Source organism: Trinickia sp. (assembly GCF_051954495.1).
Lineage (GTDB): Bacteria > Pseudomonadota > Gammaproteobacteria > Burkholderiales > Burkholderiaceae > Trinickia.
Map to the genome: position 1 here is coordinate 13,237 of NZ_JBQCHR010000055.1, position 18,151 is coordinate 31,387.

Sequence of the window (18,151 nt, forward strand, 5' to 3'; positions counted from 1 at the left end):
ACTCTACGCCCGCGCTTTGGCCGCGAAAAATGAATTATCGAGATCGAATCGTTCCCATTCGATGATGGGCAAGACCGGTCTGTTCAAGCAGCGCTTTCTCATCGGTGCCAAACTGGCGGCCCTACGACTTTTCGGAAGAGGTGGCGAATGAGTGTACCCACGCGATGGATCGAGATCGATGCCGGCGGCGGCGAGCGCTACGACGGCTATCTGGCGCTGCCGCGCGCGGGCAAGGGCCCCGGCGTCATCATCGTGCAAGAGATTTTCGGCGTGAACGCGCATATCCAATCGGTGGCCGAGCAGTACGCGCTCGCGGGCTATGTCGCGCTCGCGCCCGATATCTTCTGGCGCAGCGAGCGGCGCGTCGAGCTGCGCTACGAGGGCGCCGACCGCGACAAGGCCCTCGCCCTGCTCAAATCGACCGATGTCGAGAAAACCGTGGCCGATCTCGGCGCGGCGGCGGCGACGCTGCGCGCGCAGCCCGAAACGGCCGGCAAGGTGGGCGCGGTCGGTTTCTGCTTCGGCGGTCAGCTCGCTTACTTGATGGCCGCGCGCGGCAGCGTCGATGCGGCCGTTGCCTACTATGGCGGCGGGATTCAGAACAAATTGGACGAAGCGGCGAATGTCCGCGCACCGATGGTGTTCCATTACGCGGAGCACGACGGATCGATCCCGCAAACGGCGGTGGCACAGGTCAAACAACGCTTTGCGGGACGCTCGGACGTGCAGTTCTTCGACTATCCGGGCGTCGAACACGGTTTCAATTGTTCAGACCGCGGCGCCTACAACCAGCATGCCTCGGCGCTCGCGCACGGGCGCACGCTGTCGTTCCTCGCTTCGGTGCTGTAAAGACAATGGGGTATTGGAGAGGCGCGGCGGCCTGATCGGCCGGCGCGCTCAGTGGCTCGCGCGCCGGCCGGCAAGGGCCGCGGCGCGACGAGCGCGATGCCTTTACGCCTTCTTCGAATAGGCGCTGCACCAGCCCTTGCCGGAAACTTGCTTGCCGCCGAACATCGGACACGGTGCGAATGCGTCAGTCGGCTTGCCTTGGAAGAATTGGCAGTTGCTGCACTCTTGGCCAGCGGCGTACTTCGCATACTTCGCCTTGTCGACCTTGGTCGCATCCATCTTGTAGCCAAGCGCGACGGCGGTCGGATCGTTTTCCGCGACCTTCGGCGCATCGGCCAGGGCCTGGCGCGAACCCAGCGCGAGCGCGGAGGCGGCGCCCAGACTGGTAATCAAAAACGTGCGACGGGACGATTGCATGGGGACTCTCCTTTATATGGGCCTGCTCACCGCTGCTCTACGGCAGCAGTGGGCAAGCATAGCAATGAAGTGGGTCCCGCGCACCCCGGCCGGCCAAATGTCGTGAATAAGTCCGCGCCGCCGGATCGGATTCGCGCGCAACGCGCCTGGCACGCGTGATGTCCGCTCTCATCGTCAAGCTCGCCCGGCAAGCTCGCACACGCGCTGCGCGATCGCAAGGGAAGCCGTGAGCCCCGGCGATTCGATGCCGAACAGGTTGACGAGGCCGCGCACGCCGTGAGCGGCCGGCCCTTGAATGACGAAATCGGCCGCGGGTTCGCCGGGCCCCGACAGCTTGGGACGAATGCCCGCGTAGGCCGGCTGCAGCGCATCGTCCGGCAGCTCGGGCCAGTATTCGCGGATCGCTGCATAAAACGCATCGGCGCGACGCGGATCGACGTCGTAGTTGATCGAATCGACCCATTCGACATCCGGGCCGAAACGCGCCTGTCCGCCTAGGTCGAGCGTCAAGTGCACGCCGAGCCCCGCTTCGTTCGGCATCGGGTAAATGAGGCGCGAAAACGGCGCGCGGCCGGACACGCTGAAATAGCTGCCGCGCGCGAGGTAAAGCGGCGGCACGTGGCGCGCGTCGAGCCCTCGTATCTTGCGGGCCAGCGCATTGGCGTGCAGCCCGGCGCTGTTGACGACGCACGCGGCCGACAGCGTGGTCGGCGTCGCGCCCCCCACCGTCACCGTGAATCGCCCCGCGCGCGCCTCGACCGATTCGACCGGCGAATGGAAGGCGCAAACGGCGCCGCCGCGCTCGGCGTCGCCTTGCAGCGCGAGCAGGAGCTGATGGCTGTCGACGATGCCCGTATGCGGCGAAAACACCGCCGCTTCGCACTGCAGCGCCGGTTCGAGTTCGTGCGCGTCGGCGCCCGACAAGCGAATCAGATCGAGAACGCCGTTCTCCTTGCCGCGCGTTTCGATCGCGGCCAGTTGCGGCAATTGGTTGCGCGCCGTCGCGACGAGCAGTTTGCCGCAGCGCTCGTGCGGCACGCCGCGCGCGGCGCAATATTCATAGAGCATGTCCCGGCCGCGCACACAGAGCGTCGCCTTGAGCGAACCGCGAGGATAGTAGAGGCCCGCGTGAATGACTTCGCTGTTGCGCGAGCTCGTGCCCGTGCCGATCGCCTCGGTCGCCTCCAGCACGATCACCTCTTTGCCGCGCTCCGCTAGGGCGCGCGCGACCGCGAGACCGACCACGCCCGCGCCGATCACCACACATTCGATCTCATCCATGTCTGTCGCGGCGGCCCGTTTGGGGGCCGCGCTTCTCCGTCCGCTTGCAACTTTGGTGGGACTGCGTCGTGAGTGCGCGCCATGCGCCCGGAACGTCTTGCCCTCGCATCGCGCGGCGCCAGGCGGCGTCGATGCATAGAGGGCATTGTACGTCGCGCGGCGGCGCGCTCGCCGGCTGGGTTCGGATTGCTGCGCGATCCGAAGGATTGGGCTTGACGCCGGGGGACGCGTCGACGCCCGCGTCAAAACCCGATCGGTCGTCGGCGGGCGCCGCGTTCGGGGCGGATGTCGTCCGCGCGCACGGCGTCGCGCCCATCCACGCGCGCCGTGCCGAACGCATGCAAAAGCGCGCGCCGCATGTCGCGCGGCGACGCGCGAGAGAGCGCGTCGAGCGCATCTTCTGCCAGCCGCGCCGGGAAGCGCTGCCCCCAGTTGTGCGCCCCGCGAATCTCCTCGTAGATCGTCTGGGCGATGCGGCGGGCGCCGTCGCGATCGGGAGGCGCGATCTCGTAGATGCTCATACGGCTCAAGATCGGTTCGGGTATCGCCCGTTCGTCATTCGCGGTGGCGATCCAGATGACCTGGCCCGCGTTGATTGGGACTTCGGCGAATTCGTCGGTGAAGGTCTGCGCCGTTTCGTGCTCGAGCAGGGCATACAGCGCGCCAAGTGGATCGTATTGCGAATCGCCGCTCGCTTTGTCGATTTCGTCGACGACCATCACGGGGTTCGCGTAGCTGCCGTTGACCAGCGTCTCGAACACCTTGCCGGGCTTGGCGTTCTTCCACTGCGATGAAGCGCCCGACAAAATCCACCCCGCCGTCAGCGAACTCATTGCGACGTAGTGGTGCGAGGTGCCGAGCAGCCGGGCGAGCGCCTTGGCGAAATGGGTCTTGCCGATGCCTGGATCGCCGAGCAACAGGATCGGCATCAGTTCGAGACGGTCTTCCGTTTCGATGCACAGGGCGACCTGCCGGCGTACGTCCTCGAGGGGTTCGGTGAAGTTCGGCAGCGCGTCGATCAGCGAATCGATCGACGGCATGCGGTTAGGCTTCACGCAAAACCGGAGATTGCCGACCTTGAGCATTTTTTCGTAGGTCGCGCGCAGCGCCTCGTTCGCGCTTTCTCCCAGTTCGTTCAGCGCCGTCTCGACCCGATCCAGGTCGTAAACCTTGCTGAACGACGCCACTGCGATTTCCTGCTTCACCACGGCCGTCGTCATCGCTCACCTCGCATGCCACTGCCGAGCGCGCCCCGCCGTTTGCTGGTGTCCTGCCTGCGTCCGGCCTGGGGCGGCGCATCGTTCGCTTCATCGTCGTTTCAGTGTATCGAAGCAAGTTCCATGCGAAAAGCCAGCAGCGCCGCCCTCGTGCTGCTAATAGTGGCGGATGAGCCCCGCCGCATAGCGCTGCATCGTTAGGCGTAAGATGGGCGCTTGTCGTCTCGTGCCGCGTCATTCGTCAGCGGTAAGGAGAAAGGGTTCAATGAGGCGTGTCACCCGCATCGCCGCCATGCTCGGCGGCGCAATCGTCAGCGTGATCGGCGCGTTGGCCGCGCTCGCGCTGGCGAGCGCGCTATCGGCCGGCGCCGCGGCGGCCGCCGGCAGCGACGCGACGAGCGGTGCGTCGGCCCCGGTCGCCCCCGCCCTGCCGGCACCGGGCGCTTCCGGCGACGACGATACGCCGCCCTCGGTCAAATGGCAGCTCGATGTCGTGCGCGACGGCCAGACGATCGACACGTTCGAGTCCACGACCATGGTCGGCCAGGCGTTCAGCGCCACCCATCATCACCCGGTCACCCACCGCGTAGGCTGCAAGGACAACCCGGCAGGCGGCATCGATCTTGCACGCACGGTCTCCGTATCGCCCGTCGCGGCCGAAGTGAGCGGCGTCACGCTCGCTATCGACGCCGACGAGACGATCGAGGACGACGCCGCGCCCGCCACGCCCGAGGGCTGTAAGCTGCCGCCGCAACCGCGGCGGGTCACCGCGAGCCATCCGGGGCTGGTCGTGCCGATCGGCGAATGGGCCGCCTGGACGCTGATCGACAAGAATCCGACACTCGTCTATCGCGTCCACGCGAGCGTCACGTCTCATTAACGATTGAAAAGAGCGGAAGCGACGCGGCATGCGAAACCCCGAAGAGCTCATGCAGGCAGGTGCGACTCACTCCCAGAAAAAGGAGTTCGTCGCGGTCAGTTGGAATTTGCACAAAGGGCGTTCGCCGCTCGGCTTTACGGCCTGGAAGGCCATGCAGCGCTGGGTGGAATCGACGCACGCCGACGTTTACTTTCTGCAGGAAGCGATGGCGCGGCGCATGCCCGGACCGATGCTCGCCACGAGTTTCGGCACGCCCGTGCACGAGCCGCTCGCCGATGTCTGGCAATGTCAGGCAACCGAGATCGCGCATGCGCTCGATCTGGACATCGCGCTGGGGCCGAACGTGTTCAAGCCTTCCTGGCGCCATGGCAACGCGATCCTCTCGCCGCATCCGCTCGATCTGGGTGGACGCTGGGACATCTCCGCGCATCGGTTCGAGCGGCGCGGTCTGCTCGTCGCGCGCGCCGCTTTCGCCGGGCAATCGGTGACGCTGCTCTGCGCGCATCTGGCGCTCACCCGCGCGGCGCGGCTGCGCCAGATGCACTGGATCGCCCATTGGATCGCCCGCGAGGCGCCGGACGGGCCGCTCGTGCTGGCCGGCGATTTCAACGACTGGCGCAACGATTCGGTCCCGCTTTTCAAGGAGCATGGGTTGACCGAGGTGTCGACGCTGCTCGGGCAGCCGGTGCGCACGTTCCCCGCGTTTTCGCCTGCGCTCGCGCTCGACAAGATGTTCGTGCGCGGCCTGCGGCCAGTCGCCTGCGTGCCGCCGACGCAGGAGACGGCCTGGCTTTCCGACCACCTTCCCTATATCGCCAGGCTCGAACTCGGCGACTGATTGGACGAGTTGCGCTAGATTAGCGGTTTCCCTTTTCGGTGCCCGCTGCGATGCATTACTTGCCGATTCTGCTGCAGATCGCCGTCATCTATCTCGTCGCGGCGGCTAGCCCCGGGCCGAATTTCTTCATGGTCACGCAGCTTTCCCTGGCCGGCCGGCGCGGGCTGGGCGCCGCGTCCGCGCTCGGTGTGTGCACCGCCTCCATGCTCTGGGTGACGCTTGCCATGCTTGGGCTCGCGGCGGTGCTGCAAAAACTCGAGTGGCTCTACGAGGGCGTGCGGATCGCCGGCGCGCTCTACCTCGTGTATTTCGGGCTGAAGCTGCTGCGTTCGAGCGCGCGCCCCAGTCCGTCGCCGCATGAAGCGCACGACGCCGCGCCGGCGCCCCATGACGCCGCGGCCTGGCTGCGCGCCTACCGCTCGGGCTTCGTCACCTGCGCGACGAACCCGAAGTCATGCGCGTTCTGGACGAGCGTGTTCGCCGCCATGTTCCCCGCCCACCCGCCGCTCTGGTTCTACGGCACGGTCTTCGCGACGATCGGCTCGCTCTCGGCCAGTTGGTATTGCGGCGTGGCGTTCATGTTCGCGACCGAGCGCACCCAGCGCGGCTACCGCAAGCTGCGGCGGCCGATCGACGCATTGTGCGGCGCGGCGCTCGTGGGCCTGGGGGCCAAGCTCGTGGCCGAGCGTTGAGCCGATTCGCCGCGCCGCCGTACGCTCGCCGCGCGCCCCCAAAGCCTCGAAAAGCGTCGTTTTCGGCCGTTGCCGCAGCGCTTTTCGTGCCGTGCGGTTATATAGGCATGCCGAATTGACATAGACCCGCCTGCCACGGCAATGCTGCGGGCGCGTTAAAATACCCGGCTTTCAGCGTCTTTGGACGCATCGCGACAGCCCTTCGCGCGCCCCTCGCCCCGCCGGCCGGAGCGTTCGTGTGCCGAGCGCTTTGGTGCCCCTCTCTTCGCACTTTCACCGTAGCCATGAGCAATCTGAACTCGCAAACCGTCCTTTCCGTCCATCACTGGACCGACACGCTCTTTAGCTTCACTTGCACCCGCGATGCGTCGTTTCGCTTCGAATACGGGCAATTCACGATGGTGGGGCTCGAAGTCGAAGGCAAGCCGCTGATCCGCGCCTACAGCATGGCCAGTGCGAATTACGAGGAAAACCTCGAATTCTTGAGCATCAAGGTGCAGGACGGCCCGCTGACCTCGCGGCTGCAGCACTTGAAGGTGGGCGATCAGGTGCTCATCGGCAAGAAGCCGACGGGCACGCTCATGTGCGACAACCTGCTGCCGGGCAAAACGCTCTGGCTGCTCTCGACCGGCACGGGGCTCGCGCCGTTCATGTCGATCATCAAGGATCCGGACGTCTACGACCGCTACGAGAAGGTCGTGCTGACCCACACGTGCCGCTTCGTCGATGAATTGGCCTACAAGGAATACATCACCGATCACTTGCCGGCTCATGAGCACATCGGCGAGATCGTGCGCGAAAAGCTCATTTACTACCCGACCGTCACGCGCGAGACGTTCCACAATCGCGGCCGGATCACCGAACTCATCGACACGAAGAAGCTGTTCGAAGACCTGAATGTGCCGCCGTTCTCGCTCGAGAACGACCGCGTCATGCTCTGCGGCAGCCCCCACATGCTGCGCGACACGCGCGAGCTGCTCGACAGCCTCGGTTTCAAGGAAGGGAGCAACAACGAACCGGGGCACTACGTCGTCGAAAAAGCCTTCGTCGGCTAAAAGACACCGTCGGAACGTGCGCGGGCGCTGCTCGCGGCGACATCCGGCGGCAAGCGCCACCCAACGAAAACCGGAGCCCAGCGCTCCGGTTTTTGCTTTTCTGCGGCGGTTTTTGGCGGCATGGTTGTTACATTTGACTGCCGTTCTTCGTCATTTCATCGTAGGAATTTTTCCTACATCCGAAAACGCATACCCTGTCAATCCGGGCTTGCGCACGCGTTGCGGAGTTCATCCAGTCTGATTTTTTTCATATTTTGCGATATTATTCGCCCCAATGAAGGGTCGAATGAAAACGTTTTGCCTTCGACCGGGTTGTTACCAGATGTAAATTGCGTTACGCCGGGCGTCGTCTTTTCCGACGCGTGACGTACAAATTTGAGATTGTGTCTTCGCGATGAATCAACGTCTGGCCCCTTCCGCTCGGAACCCTGAATCCATGGATAGGTCGATCGTCGTCCCGCTGGAGGCCGCTGTGCCGGCCTCGCTCGCGGACATTCGCGAGAAAGGCCGCGCCGACCAACGTTTGCGCGAACTCGCCGCGGAACTCGCGCAGACGCGCGAGTCGATCAAGCGATATCTCGCTCGGGAACTGCACGACGGCGTTGGCGCGGAGCTGACCGCGGCGCGCTTCGCGCTCGCCAACGTCCAGCACGCCTTGGCCGAAGGCGCGGACACCGCCGCCGTAGCCGCCGCGCTCGCCCTCGCGCAGCAATCGCTCGATGCCGCCTGCGAAGCGGGACAAAGGCTCGTTCAGGAGCTTCATGCGCCGGACGTGGAAGGCGGTATCGTCGCCTCGCTCGCGCAGTGGACGCGCTCTTTCGCCGAGCGCACCGGTCTCGCGACGAGCTTCGTCTGCGCCGCCGACGTCCGCCTGACGCAATTGCCGCCCGACGCCGCGCTCGCCGTGATGCGCGTGGCCCAGGAAGCGCTGAACAATGTCGCCAAGCACGCGGACGCTTCGCGCGCCGACGTGCGTATCCAAACCGATGCGAAACGCCTGACGCTGATCGTCGAGGACGACGGGCGCGGTCTGCCGCCGCGCGCACGCCGCGCCGGCGCGCCAAGCTCCGCCGCCGCACGCGGCTTCGGCTTGCCCGGCATGCGCGCGCGCTGCGAGGCATTCGGCGGGGTCTTGCGGATTGCTTCGCGGCTGCGCGACGAATCGCCCGCTACGCCGTGGCTCGGCGCATGGCCGGCAGCGGACGCCGCCGCCACCCAATCGGGCACCACCGTGCGCGCTCACTTCCTCTGGGCCGCCATGGCGCACGACCAAGATGCGGCCGGCGAACGGCGCGGCGAGCGCAACGTACGCATTCGGCCGGCGAGGTAGTCGATGACGCTCCGGATCTTGCTTGTCGATGACCACGCTATCGTCCGCCAGGGCGTGCGCCAGTTGCTGCTCAATCATGGTGTGGCGCGGGAAGTCGTCGAGGCCGAAACCGGCGCGCAGGCGCTCGCGAGCCTGGACGACGAGCCGTTCGATATCGTCTTGCTCGACATTTCGCTCCCGGACATGAACGGGGTGGAAGTGCTCAAGCGAATGAAGCGCCGCGCGCCGCGCTCGCCCGTCATGATGTTCTCGATGTACCGCGAGGACCAGTACGCCGTTCGCTCGCTCAAGGCCGGCGCCGCGGGCTACTTGTCGAAGACGGTCACGGCCGCGCAGATGATCGAAGCGATCCGTCAGGTGGCCGCGGGCCGCAAATACGTGAGCCCCGCGCTGGCCGAGGCGCTCGCCGATTACGTGTCGTTCGACAGCGACCAATTGCCGCACGAAAAACTCTCCGATCGCGAGTACCAGACGCTTTGCATGCTCGCGTCCGGCAAACGGTTGACGGACATCGCTCATGCGCTCTCGCTCTCGGTGAAGACGGTCAGCGTCTATCGCGCCCGGCTGCTCGAGAAGATGAAGCTGCGCAACAACGCCGAACTCACCTTTTACGTGATGAGCAACCGGCTCGTCGATCTCAATCCGGCCATGGCCGGGTGAAGCAACGAAGAGGGCGGTACGAACGGGCGGCGCGAATCGCAACCGCCCCGCCCGTGCACCATCTTGGCGCTAAGACTTTTCTGATTCCTTTCGGCCGGGCGGGGCGCGCGGCCCACATCGGCTAGAATCTAGGGTTTTTCCGTACACAGATTCGCACCATTTCAGTGCGTCATCTAGGAGACTCCCGCCCCATGTCCCTCTTTCGCAAGAAAAACGTCGAGCAGATGATTGCCGGCGCCGAGCGCACCGGTTTGAAAAAGGCGCTCGGCGCGCTCGATCTCACGTTCCTCTGCATCGGCGCCATCATCGGCACCGGTATCTTCGTGTTGACGGGCACGGGCGCCGTGCAAGCCGGCCCCGCGCTCATGATCGCGTTTCTGATCGCCGCGGTGGCCTGCGCGCTGTCGGGGCTCGCCTACGCGGAATTCGCCTCGACCATCCCGGTGGCGGGTTCCATCTACACCTATTCCTATGCCACGCTCGGCGAGCTCGCCGCGTGGATCATCGGCTGGGATTTGATGCTCGAATACGGGCTCGCCACGTCGGCTGTCTCGGTCGGCTGGTCGGGCTATCTGCAATCGCTGCTCGCCGGTTTCGGCATCACGCTGCCCACGGCCCTGACCGCCGCGCCGGGCGCCGTCGCGGGCGCGACGACGCTGTTCAACCTGCCGGCGTTCGCCGTGACGATGGCGATCACGACGCTGCTCTCGGTGGGCGTGCGCGAGTCCACGCGCGTGAACAACGCCATGGTCGCGATCAAGGTTGCGGTCGTGCTGGCCGTCATCGCCGTGGGCGTGTTCCACGTCCAGCCCGCGAACTGGCGGCCGTTCATGCCCAACGGCTGGCACGGCGTGTTCGGCGCGGCCGCCGTGATGTTCTTCGCGTTCATCGGCTTCGATTCGGTTTCCTCGGCGGCCGAAGAGGTCAAGCACCCCAAGCGCGACCTGCCGATCGGCATCATCGCTTCGCTCGCCGTCTGCGCGGTGCTTTACGTGGCCGTGGCGGCCGTCGTGACGGGCATCGTGCCGTCGCCTCGCTTCGCCGACGTCTCGCACCCCGTCTCCTACGCATTGCAAGTGGCCGGGCAAAACTGGGTCGCCGGCTTCATCGACTTGGGCGCCGTGCTCGGCATGCTCACGGTCATTCTCGTCATGAGCTACGGTCAAACGCGCATCATTTTCGCGATGTCGCGCGACGGGCTGCTGCCGCAACGGCTCTCGCGCGTGCATCCGCGCTTCGCCACGCCGTTTACGACCACGTGGATCGTCGGCATCTTCTTCGGCCTCATCGGCGCGCTCGTGCCGCTGAACGTCCTGGCCGAACTCATCAACATCGGCACGCTCGCCGCGTTTTCGATGGTGTCGATCGCCGTGCTCGTGCTGCGTCGCACACACCCGCATCTGCCGCGCGCGTTCCGCTGCCCGGGCGTGCCCGTCGTGCCGCTGGCCGCCGTCGCCGCGTGCGTTTTCCTCATGGTCAATCTGCAATGGATCACCTGGGCCGCCTTTCTGACCTGGCTCGCGATCGGTCTGGTCGTCTACTTCGGCTACTCGCGCAAGCGTTCGTTGCTGGCCGTCGGCGCCCGCTGACGCAGCGCAGCGCCCCAACGGGCAGCGCGCCGCGCTCGCATCGAGCGCGCGCCCACGGCTAGGGCCTCGCCCAACCAACGGCATCGCCGGTTTCGACCGCGATGCCGTTTTCTTTTGCGCGCTTTGCGTGCATCGGAATGCTTTGCACGCCCCTTGCTGCTCGCCTGCCTCATGCAGCCTGCGAACCCGGTCCCGCCACACGGTACATAATGACAATTACGTGGTCGTCCGCTCGCGGCCGCGGTCTTTCCCTCTTACAGGAGAGCAACGCAATGGAATTGACGGAAAGCTACACGCTGCCCGTGTCTCCGCAGCGAGCTTGGGAAGCGCTCACCGATGCCGCGATCCTGCAGGCATCGATCCCGGGATGCGAAGACATTCAAGCCGACGGGGAAAACGGCTTCTTCCTAGCCATGAATCTGACCTCCGACGGGGTCGCGGCCCGTTTCAAGGGACGGGTCCGCTTGGCGGAAGCCGACACGCCGCAGTCGCGCACGCTCGTGTTCGAGATCGACGCGCCCGGCGCGGGCGCGGTCAACGGTGGGCAACCCGGCGCGCGCTTGCGGCTCGAGGCCGACGGCGACGCCGCGTCGACGCTGCTCTATACGGCGCGCTCGCAAGCGCTCCATGCCGACGGCAAGAATCCGATACATGACGCCGTGCGCAAAGTGGCCGACGAATTTTTCAAACGTTTCGCGGCACGCCTCACGGCCCGCGATTTGACGCTGCCGGCCGATGCGCCGCAGCCTTCCGAACCATCGCTTCAGCATGCGGCGGTGCGAGAATCGGCGCCCACGGGCAAAGGAGGGAAGTCGTGGAAAGCATGGACCTCGAGGTCCTGACGACCAGCGCGCGCTGGCTCGCAGAGGGCCATCGCGTGGTAATCGGTACGGTCGTACGGACATGGGGGTCCTCCCCGCGTCCCGAGGGGGCGATGCTCGCCATGCGCGGTGACGGGCTCGTCGTCGGGTCGGTCTCGGGCGGGTGCATCGAGGACGACCTCATCGAACGGCTGCGTAGCGGCGACATCGACCTGACGCGGCCGAGCGTCGCTCGCTACGGCATCGCGGCGGAAGAGGCGCATCGTTTCGGCTTGCCGTGCGGCGGCACGCTCGAGCTCGTGCTCGAACCGCTCACTGCGGGCAGCGGCATCGATGCGCTGTGCGATGCGCTCGGTCAAGGCTCGCTCGTCGCACGCACGCTGGATATGGCGACGGGCAGCGCCCGCCTGTCGCCGGCCTCGGCCACCGACGGCGTGCGCTTCGACGGGGCGCGGCTCGTTACCGTGCACGGGCCGCGCTACCGCATGCTAGTGATCGGCGCCGGACAGCTCTCGAGCTATTTGGCGTCGATGGCCGTGGGCCTCGACTATCGCGTGACGGTTTGCGATCCGCGCGAGGCCTACACCGACGAGTGGCATGTACCCGGCACGGAAATCGTGCGCATGATGCCGGACGACGCCGTGCTCGACATGAAGCTCGACCGGCGTTCGGCGGTCATCGCGCTGACGCACGATCCGAAGCTCGACGATCTCGCCCTGATGGAGGCGCTCAAGACACCCGCCTTCTATGTCGGGGCGCTCGGATCGCGGCGCAACAATGCGGCGCGGCGCGAACGCTTGCGCGAGTTCGATTTGAGCGACGACGAGCTGGCGCGGCTGCACGGGCCCGTCGGTATCTATATCGGCAGCCGGACGCCGCCCGAGATCGCGATTTCGATTCTCGCCGAAGTGACCGCCGCGAAAAACGGCGTGTCGCTGCCGACGATGCTCCAAGTCGAAGGGGCAAAGGCTGCGCGCGAGCAGTCCGTGTGCGGGGTGTAAACCGGTAGGTGGTCGGATCGGGGTTGCTTGGCGCCTGAACGTCCGGACACGCGGGCGCCGCCGCGTGGAGCCGCGGCGCCCGCGGTAAATTCAGCTCGGCAAAAGCGGAATCGCGTAGTTGGGCGCGGGTCCCGCATGGGTCGCCGTTTCGTCGGCATCGGCCGCATCGGCCGCCCCCGACTGCGCCATGTCCACCGGGGCTCCCGCATGCTCATCGGCGACACCGCTCTCGAGCCGGTACAACCAGGCGAGCAGTTCCGCCACGGCCTGGTAGAGCTCCGGCGGAATGCGCGAGTCGAGATCGACCTGCATCAGCAGCGACACCATTTCCGGGGCGCGATGGACATACAGCCCCGCCTCCTGAGCACGCTGGATGATCATCTCGGCCACGAGCCCGTAGCCTTTGGCGATCACACGCGGCGCTCGGTCGCCGCCCTTCTCGTCGTAGGCGATGGCCGCGGCGCTCTTGCGTCTTTCCCTTCGGCTCATGATCCGCTCCATTCGAACGGGTCTTCGAACAGGCGATCGATCGGCGAGGAGACCGGCCCGCGTCCCGCCTTCGCGTCGGTCTCGCTGCTGTGCGCGCCCGCCGTGCCTTGCCCGTCGAATGGCGCCGCTCCCCTAGGCGTTTCCCGCGCCTCGGCGTCGAGCGCCTCGGCGGCCGCGCGCGCGTAGGCGGATGTCGCGGACGATGCGGCGCTGCCCGCGGCGGCCGGCGCCGCCCCGCCGATCTCTCTGATCTGCAGTCCGGTGAGCTCGATGCCGGCCGCTTGCAGCCGGGCGCCGAATGCCGCGCCGCCGGACGAGAGCCGTGCCGCGCCGCCAGGGCTCGCCTGCACGCGCACGACGAGCTGATTTCCCGTCAATACCAGGTCGGCATCGACGGTGCCGAGCGTGGGCAATGCGAGCGTCACGCGCGTGCGCCAAGCCTGCTGCGGGTTTTCACCGTTGGCTTCGCCGCCCGTGCCGCGCCGCTCGCGCTCCGGTTCGATCGTCCAGTCGAGCTTCGCCCCGGGCCACACTTCGCCCGTCCAGCGAAATTGCTGCGTGGCAAGCACGTCGAGCTGCTGCCGCACGAGCGGAATCGTCGCCGTGTGAATCGACGCGGCGATCGATGCGCGCACATCCGGTTCGAGCGAGTTCGACCGTGCACCGCCGGCCCCGCCGAAGCTCGCATCGTCCAGCGTGCCTGCGCGCGGGCCGCGCCATGCCGCGCCGTCCGCCGCCGTGTTCGGATACCCGCTCGCGGCGCCCGCGTGCGGCCCCGCGCCGAACGCGGGCAGCGAGAGCTGCGGCGGCAGCTCGTGAGGCAGCCATCCGCCGCCGGCGGGAATCGCCCCGTTCGAGCCTGCCCACGCCGGCGCGCCGTTGCCCCCGGCCTGCCCTTCGCCATCGCTCCAGTCGAGGGGCAATTGGATGGCCTCGGCCGCGAGGCGCGTCTGCGGTTCGTTGGCCAGCGCGTCAGCCGGGTAGGCGCCGCTGAGCCACTGCGCCAGATGGGATTCGTAAAAGAGGCCCGATTCGTCGACGGTTTTCGCCAGCGCCTCGGCCAGCGCTTCGACCGGCATCGCCGTGGCCGCCGCGCCAAGGGCAGCCGTGCCGGCCGCGGCGCCCGTTTGGGCCGAAGCCGCCGGATTGGCGCCGTCGCGCGCGCCGGCCGTTGCCGCCGCCGCATTGGCGTCGGCCGAAAACAGCCCGCCCGGCGTATCGATCGCGGGCGGCGAATGCCAGATCGGGGCTTCGCCGATGACGGCCGGCGTGGCATCGCCGCCGAACCGCGAAATCGCGTCGAGCGTCAACGCGACTTCGGATAGAACGGCTTGAGCGGAGGCGGGAGGCGGCGTATCGGCAAGCGCGGCAGCGCCGTCGGCCGGCAGGGGCGTATCGACGGTCAGTCCCGTCGCGCCGGACTGGGCGGGACTCGTGCGGGAACCTGCCGCGACGCCGTCGAGCAGGCTGTCGATGCGGCTGACGAGCATCGAGGCGAGAGCAGAGTCGATTCCTGTCATGCCGCGTCCTTGCGCCGTCGTTCGGGCCTGCCTTCGCTACGCGGTGCGCTGTCGCGCCGCGAGCGGGAGGATTGAGATGGGTGAGCCCGCCGCGCTCAGCGCGCGCCGAACAGTTCCTTGAGCACGTGCGCCGGGCGCCGTGCCGAAAAAAAAGCCGACAGCCGCGCGACGCTCGGATTGACGAGATCGCGAATCGCGGCGTCGTCGGCCAAGATCTGGCGAATCAGGTCGTACTTGCGCAGCCTTTCCTGCTCGTCGAGCGAAAGGCCGGAATCGTCGCGCAGGGTATCGACGAGCGTCCGGTACTCTTCCTGCAACTCCATGAGTTCGTTCCACAGCGCGTCGCGCGCCGCGGTCAGCATCCGCGATGAAACCGCGGCAATCGCTTCGTAACGAGCAAAATAGTCTGCTTTCGAATTCATCGCTGCGCGCCTGCCTGCTCCTGCTGCGCCAATACCCGCGCGGCTTCCGCGCCGATGGCAATCCAAGCTTCCTCGAGCGTCGCGAGCAAGCCGTCCACTTCGATGAGCATCGCCTCGCTTTGGGCGATGTTCGCTTCGAGCAAGCGGCGCGACATGTACGTATACAGCGCGTCGAGCCGTTCGGCGATTTCGCCGCCGATTTCCTTGTTCAGCGATGCCTGCAAGCCGCTGCCGATGATCCCGATGGCCTTGCTGATCGCCTCGCCGCGCGGGCCGATGTTGCCCTGCTGCAAATGCATGCGCGCTTGGGCGATCGCCTTGCGTGCACCTTGATACAGCATGAGGATCAATCGATGCGGATTTGCGCCCATCACCCCTGTCTCGACGCTGACCCGCGCATACGCGCCCGCTCCAGCGTTGCCTTGGGAAAACATCGGCGCTTCTCCTTGTTGGTCGTAAATATGCGGTTTGCCAAACGCGCCGCCTTCTCCTCCGGCATTGGCGCGCTGCCCATAACGCGGTTATCGGACGGCCTTTCGCAAAGCTTTAGCCGTTCCCGCCGATCGGCGCTATGGGGGCCCGCCAGGCGGGGCTCAAATCGACATTTGCATGATGTCGTTATAGGCGGCGACGAGCTTGTTACGAACTTGTAAGCCGAATTGCAGGCCGATGTTGGCCTTTTGCATGTCCACCATCACGTCGCCGAGCGACACGTTCGGCGAACCGAGCTCGAATGCCTGCGACTCCCCGACCGCCTTGTTCTGATCGTCGCTGATCTTGTCGAGCGAGCTCTTGAGCGCGGTGGCGAAGCTGCCGGCGGTCGCCGCGCCGGACTCTTGGCCGAGCGCGGCTGCCTTCGACTGGCCGGTTGCCTCGGCGGCCATTGCCTGCATCTGCTGCAGGGCCGACGTGAGCGGATTCACTGGCACGGTCATGGTCTCTCCCAAATCCAAAAAAGGGTCGATAGGCTGGGCGCCCGCGGAACATACGGCGCACTGACCCATCACGGAGAGTGAGCATAGCAGCGGCCCCCTGCGCAAACCCGTGAAACTAGGGGGAAAACCCGCTTCTATTCGACTGATTCAGTTGCGTACCGGTATGGATAATCCCCATCGTGAAAGTGTCCCGCCTGTGCCGACGAGGCTCAGCGCCTGAAGGCCCGCCGGCCGGACACCCCCGCATTCCGGAGAAACCCGACGCATGGATTCGCAGGCCAATTCTTTGATCAACCCCGACGCCCGCATGGGCCTCGCAGGCGCGCAGCCCGGCGCGGCCGCGGCAGGCGCCCTGCCGGGCGCGGGCCTTGGCGCCGCGGGAGCCGGCGGCGCCGAGGGCGGTTTCGCCCAGCGGCTGTCGTCCATTTCGCAGATGCGCGGCAACCCGCGCGCGCCGCTCATCGTCGCCGTAGCCGTCCTGGTGGCCGTCGTCACGGCGCTCGTGCTGTGGAGCCGCGCGCCGGACTATCGCGTGCTCTACACCAACCTGTCGGATCAAGACGGGGGCGCAATCATCGCCGCACTGCAGCAAGCGAACGTGCCCTATAAGTTCTCCGAGGGCGGTTCGGCCATTCTCGTGCCGTCGGACCAGGTCAACGAGACGCGTCTGCGGCTCGCCTCGCAAGGCCTGCCCAAGAGCGGTTCGGTCGGCATGGAACTGATGGACAACGAAAAGTTCGGCATCAGCCAGTTCGCCGAGCAAGTCAACTACCAACGCGCGCTCGAAGGCGAACTCGAACGCACGATCCAGTCGATCTCCGTCGTGCGCCAGGCGCGCGTGCATCTGGCCATCCCGAAACCGTCCGTATTCGTGCGCGACCGCGAAGCGCCGACGGCGTCCGTGCTCGTCAATCTCTTCCCGGGCCGCATGCTCGACGAAGGGCAAGTGTCCGCCATCACGCATATGGTGGCCTCCAGCGTGACCAATCTGCCGGTCAAGAACGTCACGATCGTCGACCAGGACGGCACGCTGCTCACCCAGCCTTCCTCGGGTAACGGCCTGGACGCCACGCAACTGAAGTACGTCCAGCAAGTCGAGCACAACACGCAGCAGCGCATCGACGCGATCCTCGCTCCGCTCTTCGGGCCGGGCAACGCGCATGCGCAGGTCAGCGCCGACATCGACTTTTCGCAAATGGAACAAACGGCCGAAACGTACGGCCCGAACGGCACCCCGCAGCAAGCGGCGATTCGCAGCCGGCAAACGAGCGAAGCGACCGACATGACGCAAGGCGGCGCCTCGGGCGTGCCGGGCGCGCTGTCGAACTCGCCGCCGCAGCCAGCCTCGGCGCCGATCGTCGTCGCCAGCGGCGCGAGCGCCACGGGCGTCGCGACCACGCCGATCAGCGAGCGCAAGGACGCGACGACGAACTATGAGCTCGATAAGCGGGTGAGCCATGTCGCGCAAGCCCAAGGCGGCGTCAAGCGCCTGTCCGCCGCGGTGGTCATCAACTACCAGCGCGTGGTGGACGCCAAGGGCCACGCCACGATGCAGCCGCTCACGCCGGAAAAGCTCGCGCAAGTCACGCAACTCGTGAAGGACGCGATGGGCTACGACGCCAAGCGCGGCGATTCGGTCAACATCGTCAATGCGACGTTCACGCAGGAAGCCGATCCGCTCGCGAACCTGCCGTGGTGGAAGCAGCCGCAAATCATCGCGCTGGCCATCCAAGCGGCCAAGTGGCTCGGCATCGGCATCGTCGCCCTGGTCCTCTACTTCATGATGGTCAAGCCCGCGATGCGGCGCGCCTTCCCGCCGATCGAATCGCAGGGGGGCGAGGCCGCGGGCATCGCCGGCGCCCTCGACGGCCCCGGAGAGCCCGTGCTGCTCGACGGCGGATCGCCGACGCCGATCACGACGGCGATGGAACTCGAAGACGACATGGAGCAAAACCTCCTGGCGTTCGAGAATGAGAAGCACAAGTTCGAACGGAACCTCGATTACGCGCGGACTATCGCGCGCAAGGATCCGAAGATCGTAGCGACGGTTGTCAAGAATTGGGTGTCCGATGAGCGCTGAAGGGGTCACGAAGAGCGCGCTTCTGCTGATGTCGATCGGCGAGGAAGAAGCCGCTGAAGTATTCAAGTTTCTCGC

At 66.4% G+C, this 18,151-nt stretch carries 19 protein-coding genes; 11 read left to right on the forward strand and 8 right to left on the reverse strand.

The genetic code is table 11. The annotated features are described in order from the left end of the window. Window positions 1-147: 147 nt before the first annotated feature. Window positions 148-849: a dienelactone hydrolase family protein gene (locus ACTHNR_RS08895; protein ID WP_440547213.1), complete on the forward strand. Its 702-nt coding sequence runs from the start codon at window positions 148-150 to the stop codon at window positions 847-849. Between the two features lie 102 nt (window positions 850-951). On the opposite strand, the gene ACTHNR_RS08900 is transcribed toward ACTHNR_RS08895, so the two are convergent. From ACTHNR_RS08900 to ACTHNR_RS08910, 3 genes are all read right to left on the reverse strand, one after another. Further along, on the reverse strand, window positions 952-1,266 hold the full coding sequence (locus tag ACTHNR_RS08900; RefSeq protein WP_440547214.1) for a high-potential iron-sulfur protein: 315 nt from the start codon (window positions 1,264-1,266) through the stop codon (window positions 952-954). 174 nt (window positions 1,267-1,440) lie between these two features. Then, window positions 1,441-2,793, reverse strand: coding sequence for an FAD-dependent oxidoreductase (locus ACTHNR_RS08905; protein WP_440547215.1), 1,353 nt, complete (start codon window positions 2,791-2,793; stop codon window positions 1,441-1,443). Next, on the reverse strand, window positions 2,790-3,767 hold the full coding sequence (locus ACTHNR_RS08910) for an AAA family ATPase (RefSeq protein WP_440547216.1): 978 nt from the start codon (window positions 3,765-3,767) through the stop codon (window positions 2,790-2,792). Before ACTHNR_RS08910 ends, ACTHNR_RS08905 begins: the two co-directional genes overlap by 4 nt. A gap of 262 nt (window positions 3,768-4,029) precedes the next feature. Here ACTHNR_RS08910 and ACTHNR_RS08915 point away from each other — a divergent pair, with 262 nt between their 5' ends. The 9 genes from ACTHNR_RS08915 to ACTHNR_RS08955 all read left to right on the forward strand — a co-directional run bounded on the left by ACTHNR_RS08915 (window position 4,030) and on the right by ACTHNR_RS08955 (window position 12,630). Continuing rightward, window positions 4,030-4,644, forward strand: coding sequence for a hypothetical protein (locus ACTHNR_RS08915; RefSeq protein ID WP_440547217.1), 615 nt, complete (start codon window positions 4,030-4,032; stop codon window positions 4,642-4,644). Window positions 4,645-4,672: 28 nt separating this feature from the next. After that, a complete protein-coding gene (locus ACTHNR_RS08920) occupies window positions 4,673-5,482 on the forward strand; it encodes an endonuclease/exonuclease/phosphatase family protein (RefSeq protein WP_440547218.1) in 810 nt (269 codons plus the stop codon). A gap of 50 nt (window positions 5,483-5,532) precedes the next feature. After that, window positions 5,533-6,174, forward strand: a complete 642-nt coding sequence (locus ACTHNR_RS08925) for a LysE family translocator (RefSeq protein WP_440547219.1) — start codon at window positions 5,533-5,535, stop codon at window positions 6,172-6,174. Between the two features lie 284 nt (window positions 6,175-6,458). Further along, on the forward strand, window positions 6,459-7,229 hold the full coding sequence (locus ACTHNR_RS08930) for a ferredoxin--NADP reductase (RefSeq protein WP_440547220.1): 771 nt from the start codon (window positions 6,459-6,461) through the stop codon (window positions 7,227-7,229). A gap of 436 nt (window positions 7,230-7,665) precedes the next feature. Further along, a complete protein-coding gene (locus tag ACTHNR_RS08935; protein ID WP_440547221.1) occupies window positions 7,666-8,559 on the forward strand; it encodes a sensor histidine kinase in 894 nt (297 codons plus the stop codon). A 3-nt stretch (window positions 8,560-8,562) separates the two neighbouring features. After that, entirely contained in the window at window positions 8,563-9,219 is a 657-nt protein-coding gene (gene rqpR, locus ACTHNR_RS08940; RefSeq protein ID WP_440547222.1) for a response regulator transcription factor RqpR, read from the forward strand. 191 nt (window positions 9,220-9,410) lie between these two features. Next, window positions 9,411-10,808, forward strand: coding sequence for an amino acid permease (locus tag ACTHNR_RS08945; RefSeq protein WP_440547223.1), 1,398 nt, complete (start codon window positions 9,411-9,413; stop codon window positions 10,806-10,808). Between the two features lie 272 nt (window positions 10,809-11,080). After that, entirely contained in the window at window positions 11,081-11,650 is a 570-nt protein-coding gene (locus ACTHNR_RS08950; RefSeq protein ID WP_440547224.1) for a CoxG family protein, read from the forward strand. Continuing rightward, window positions 11,623-12,630 carry an XdhC family protein gene (locus ACTHNR_RS08955; RefSeq protein WP_440547225.1) on the forward strand — a complete coding sequence of 336 codons (1,008 nt, stop codon included), beginning with the start codon at window positions 11,623-11,625 and terminating at the stop codon, window positions 12,628-12,630. Before ACTHNR_RS08950 ends, ACTHNR_RS08955 begins: the two co-directional genes overlap by 28 nt. 90 nt (window positions 12,631-12,720) lie before the next feature. On the opposite strand, the gene ACTHNR_RS08960 is transcribed toward ACTHNR_RS08955, so the two are convergent. From ACTHNR_RS08960 to fliE, 5 genes are all read right to left on the reverse strand, one after another. Beyond that, the gene (locus ACTHNR_RS08960) at window positions 12,721-13,119 is read right to left on the reverse strand and encodes an EscU/YscU/HrcU family type III secretion system export apparatus switch protein (protein WP_440547226.1); all 399 of its coding nucleotides are present in this window, start codon (window positions 13,117-13,119) and stop codon (window positions 12,721-12,723) included. After that, window positions 13,116-14,639, reverse strand: a complete 1,524-nt coding sequence (gene fliK / locus ACTHNR_RS08965; protein WP_440547227.1) for a flagellar hook-length control protein FliK — start codon at window positions 14,637-14,639, stop codon at window positions 13,116-13,118. The genes ACTHNR_RS08960 and fliK overlap by 4 nt, the downstream gene beginning before the upstream one ends. A 95-nt stretch (window positions 14,640-14,734) precedes the next feature. Beyond that, window positions 14,735-15,061 carry a flagellar protein FliT gene (locus ACTHNR_RS08970; RefSeq protein WP_440547228.1) on the reverse strand — a complete coding sequence of 109 codons (327 nt, stop codon included), beginning with the start codon at window positions 15,059-15,061 and terminating at the stop codon, window positions 14,735-14,737. Next, window positions 15,058-15,495, reverse strand: coding sequence for a flagellar export chaperone FliS (gene fliS, locus ACTHNR_RS08975; RefSeq protein WP_440547229.1), 438 nt, complete (start codon window positions 15,493-15,495; stop codon window positions 15,058-15,060). The genes ACTHNR_RS08970 and fliS overlap by 4 nt, the downstream gene beginning before the upstream one ends. A 159-nt stretch (window positions 15,496-15,654) precedes the next feature. Continuing rightward, window positions 15,655-15,996 (reverse strand): flagellar hook-basal body complex protein FliE, encoded by a 342-nt coding sequence (gene fliE / locus ACTHNR_RS08980; protein ID WP_440547230.1) that lies wholly within the window; start codon window positions 15,994-15,996, stop codon window positions 15,655-15,657. A 265-nt stretch (window positions 15,997-16,261) separates the two neighbouring features. Here fliE and fliF point away from each other — a divergent pair, with 265 nt between their 5' ends. After that, entirely contained in the window at window positions 16,262-18,076 is a 1,815-nt protein-coding gene (fliF, locus tag ACTHNR_RS08985) for a flagellar basal-body MS-ring/collar protein FliF (RefSeq protein WP_440547231.1), read from the forward strand. The last annotated feature ends 75 nt before the right edge of the window (window positions 18,077-18,151 follow it).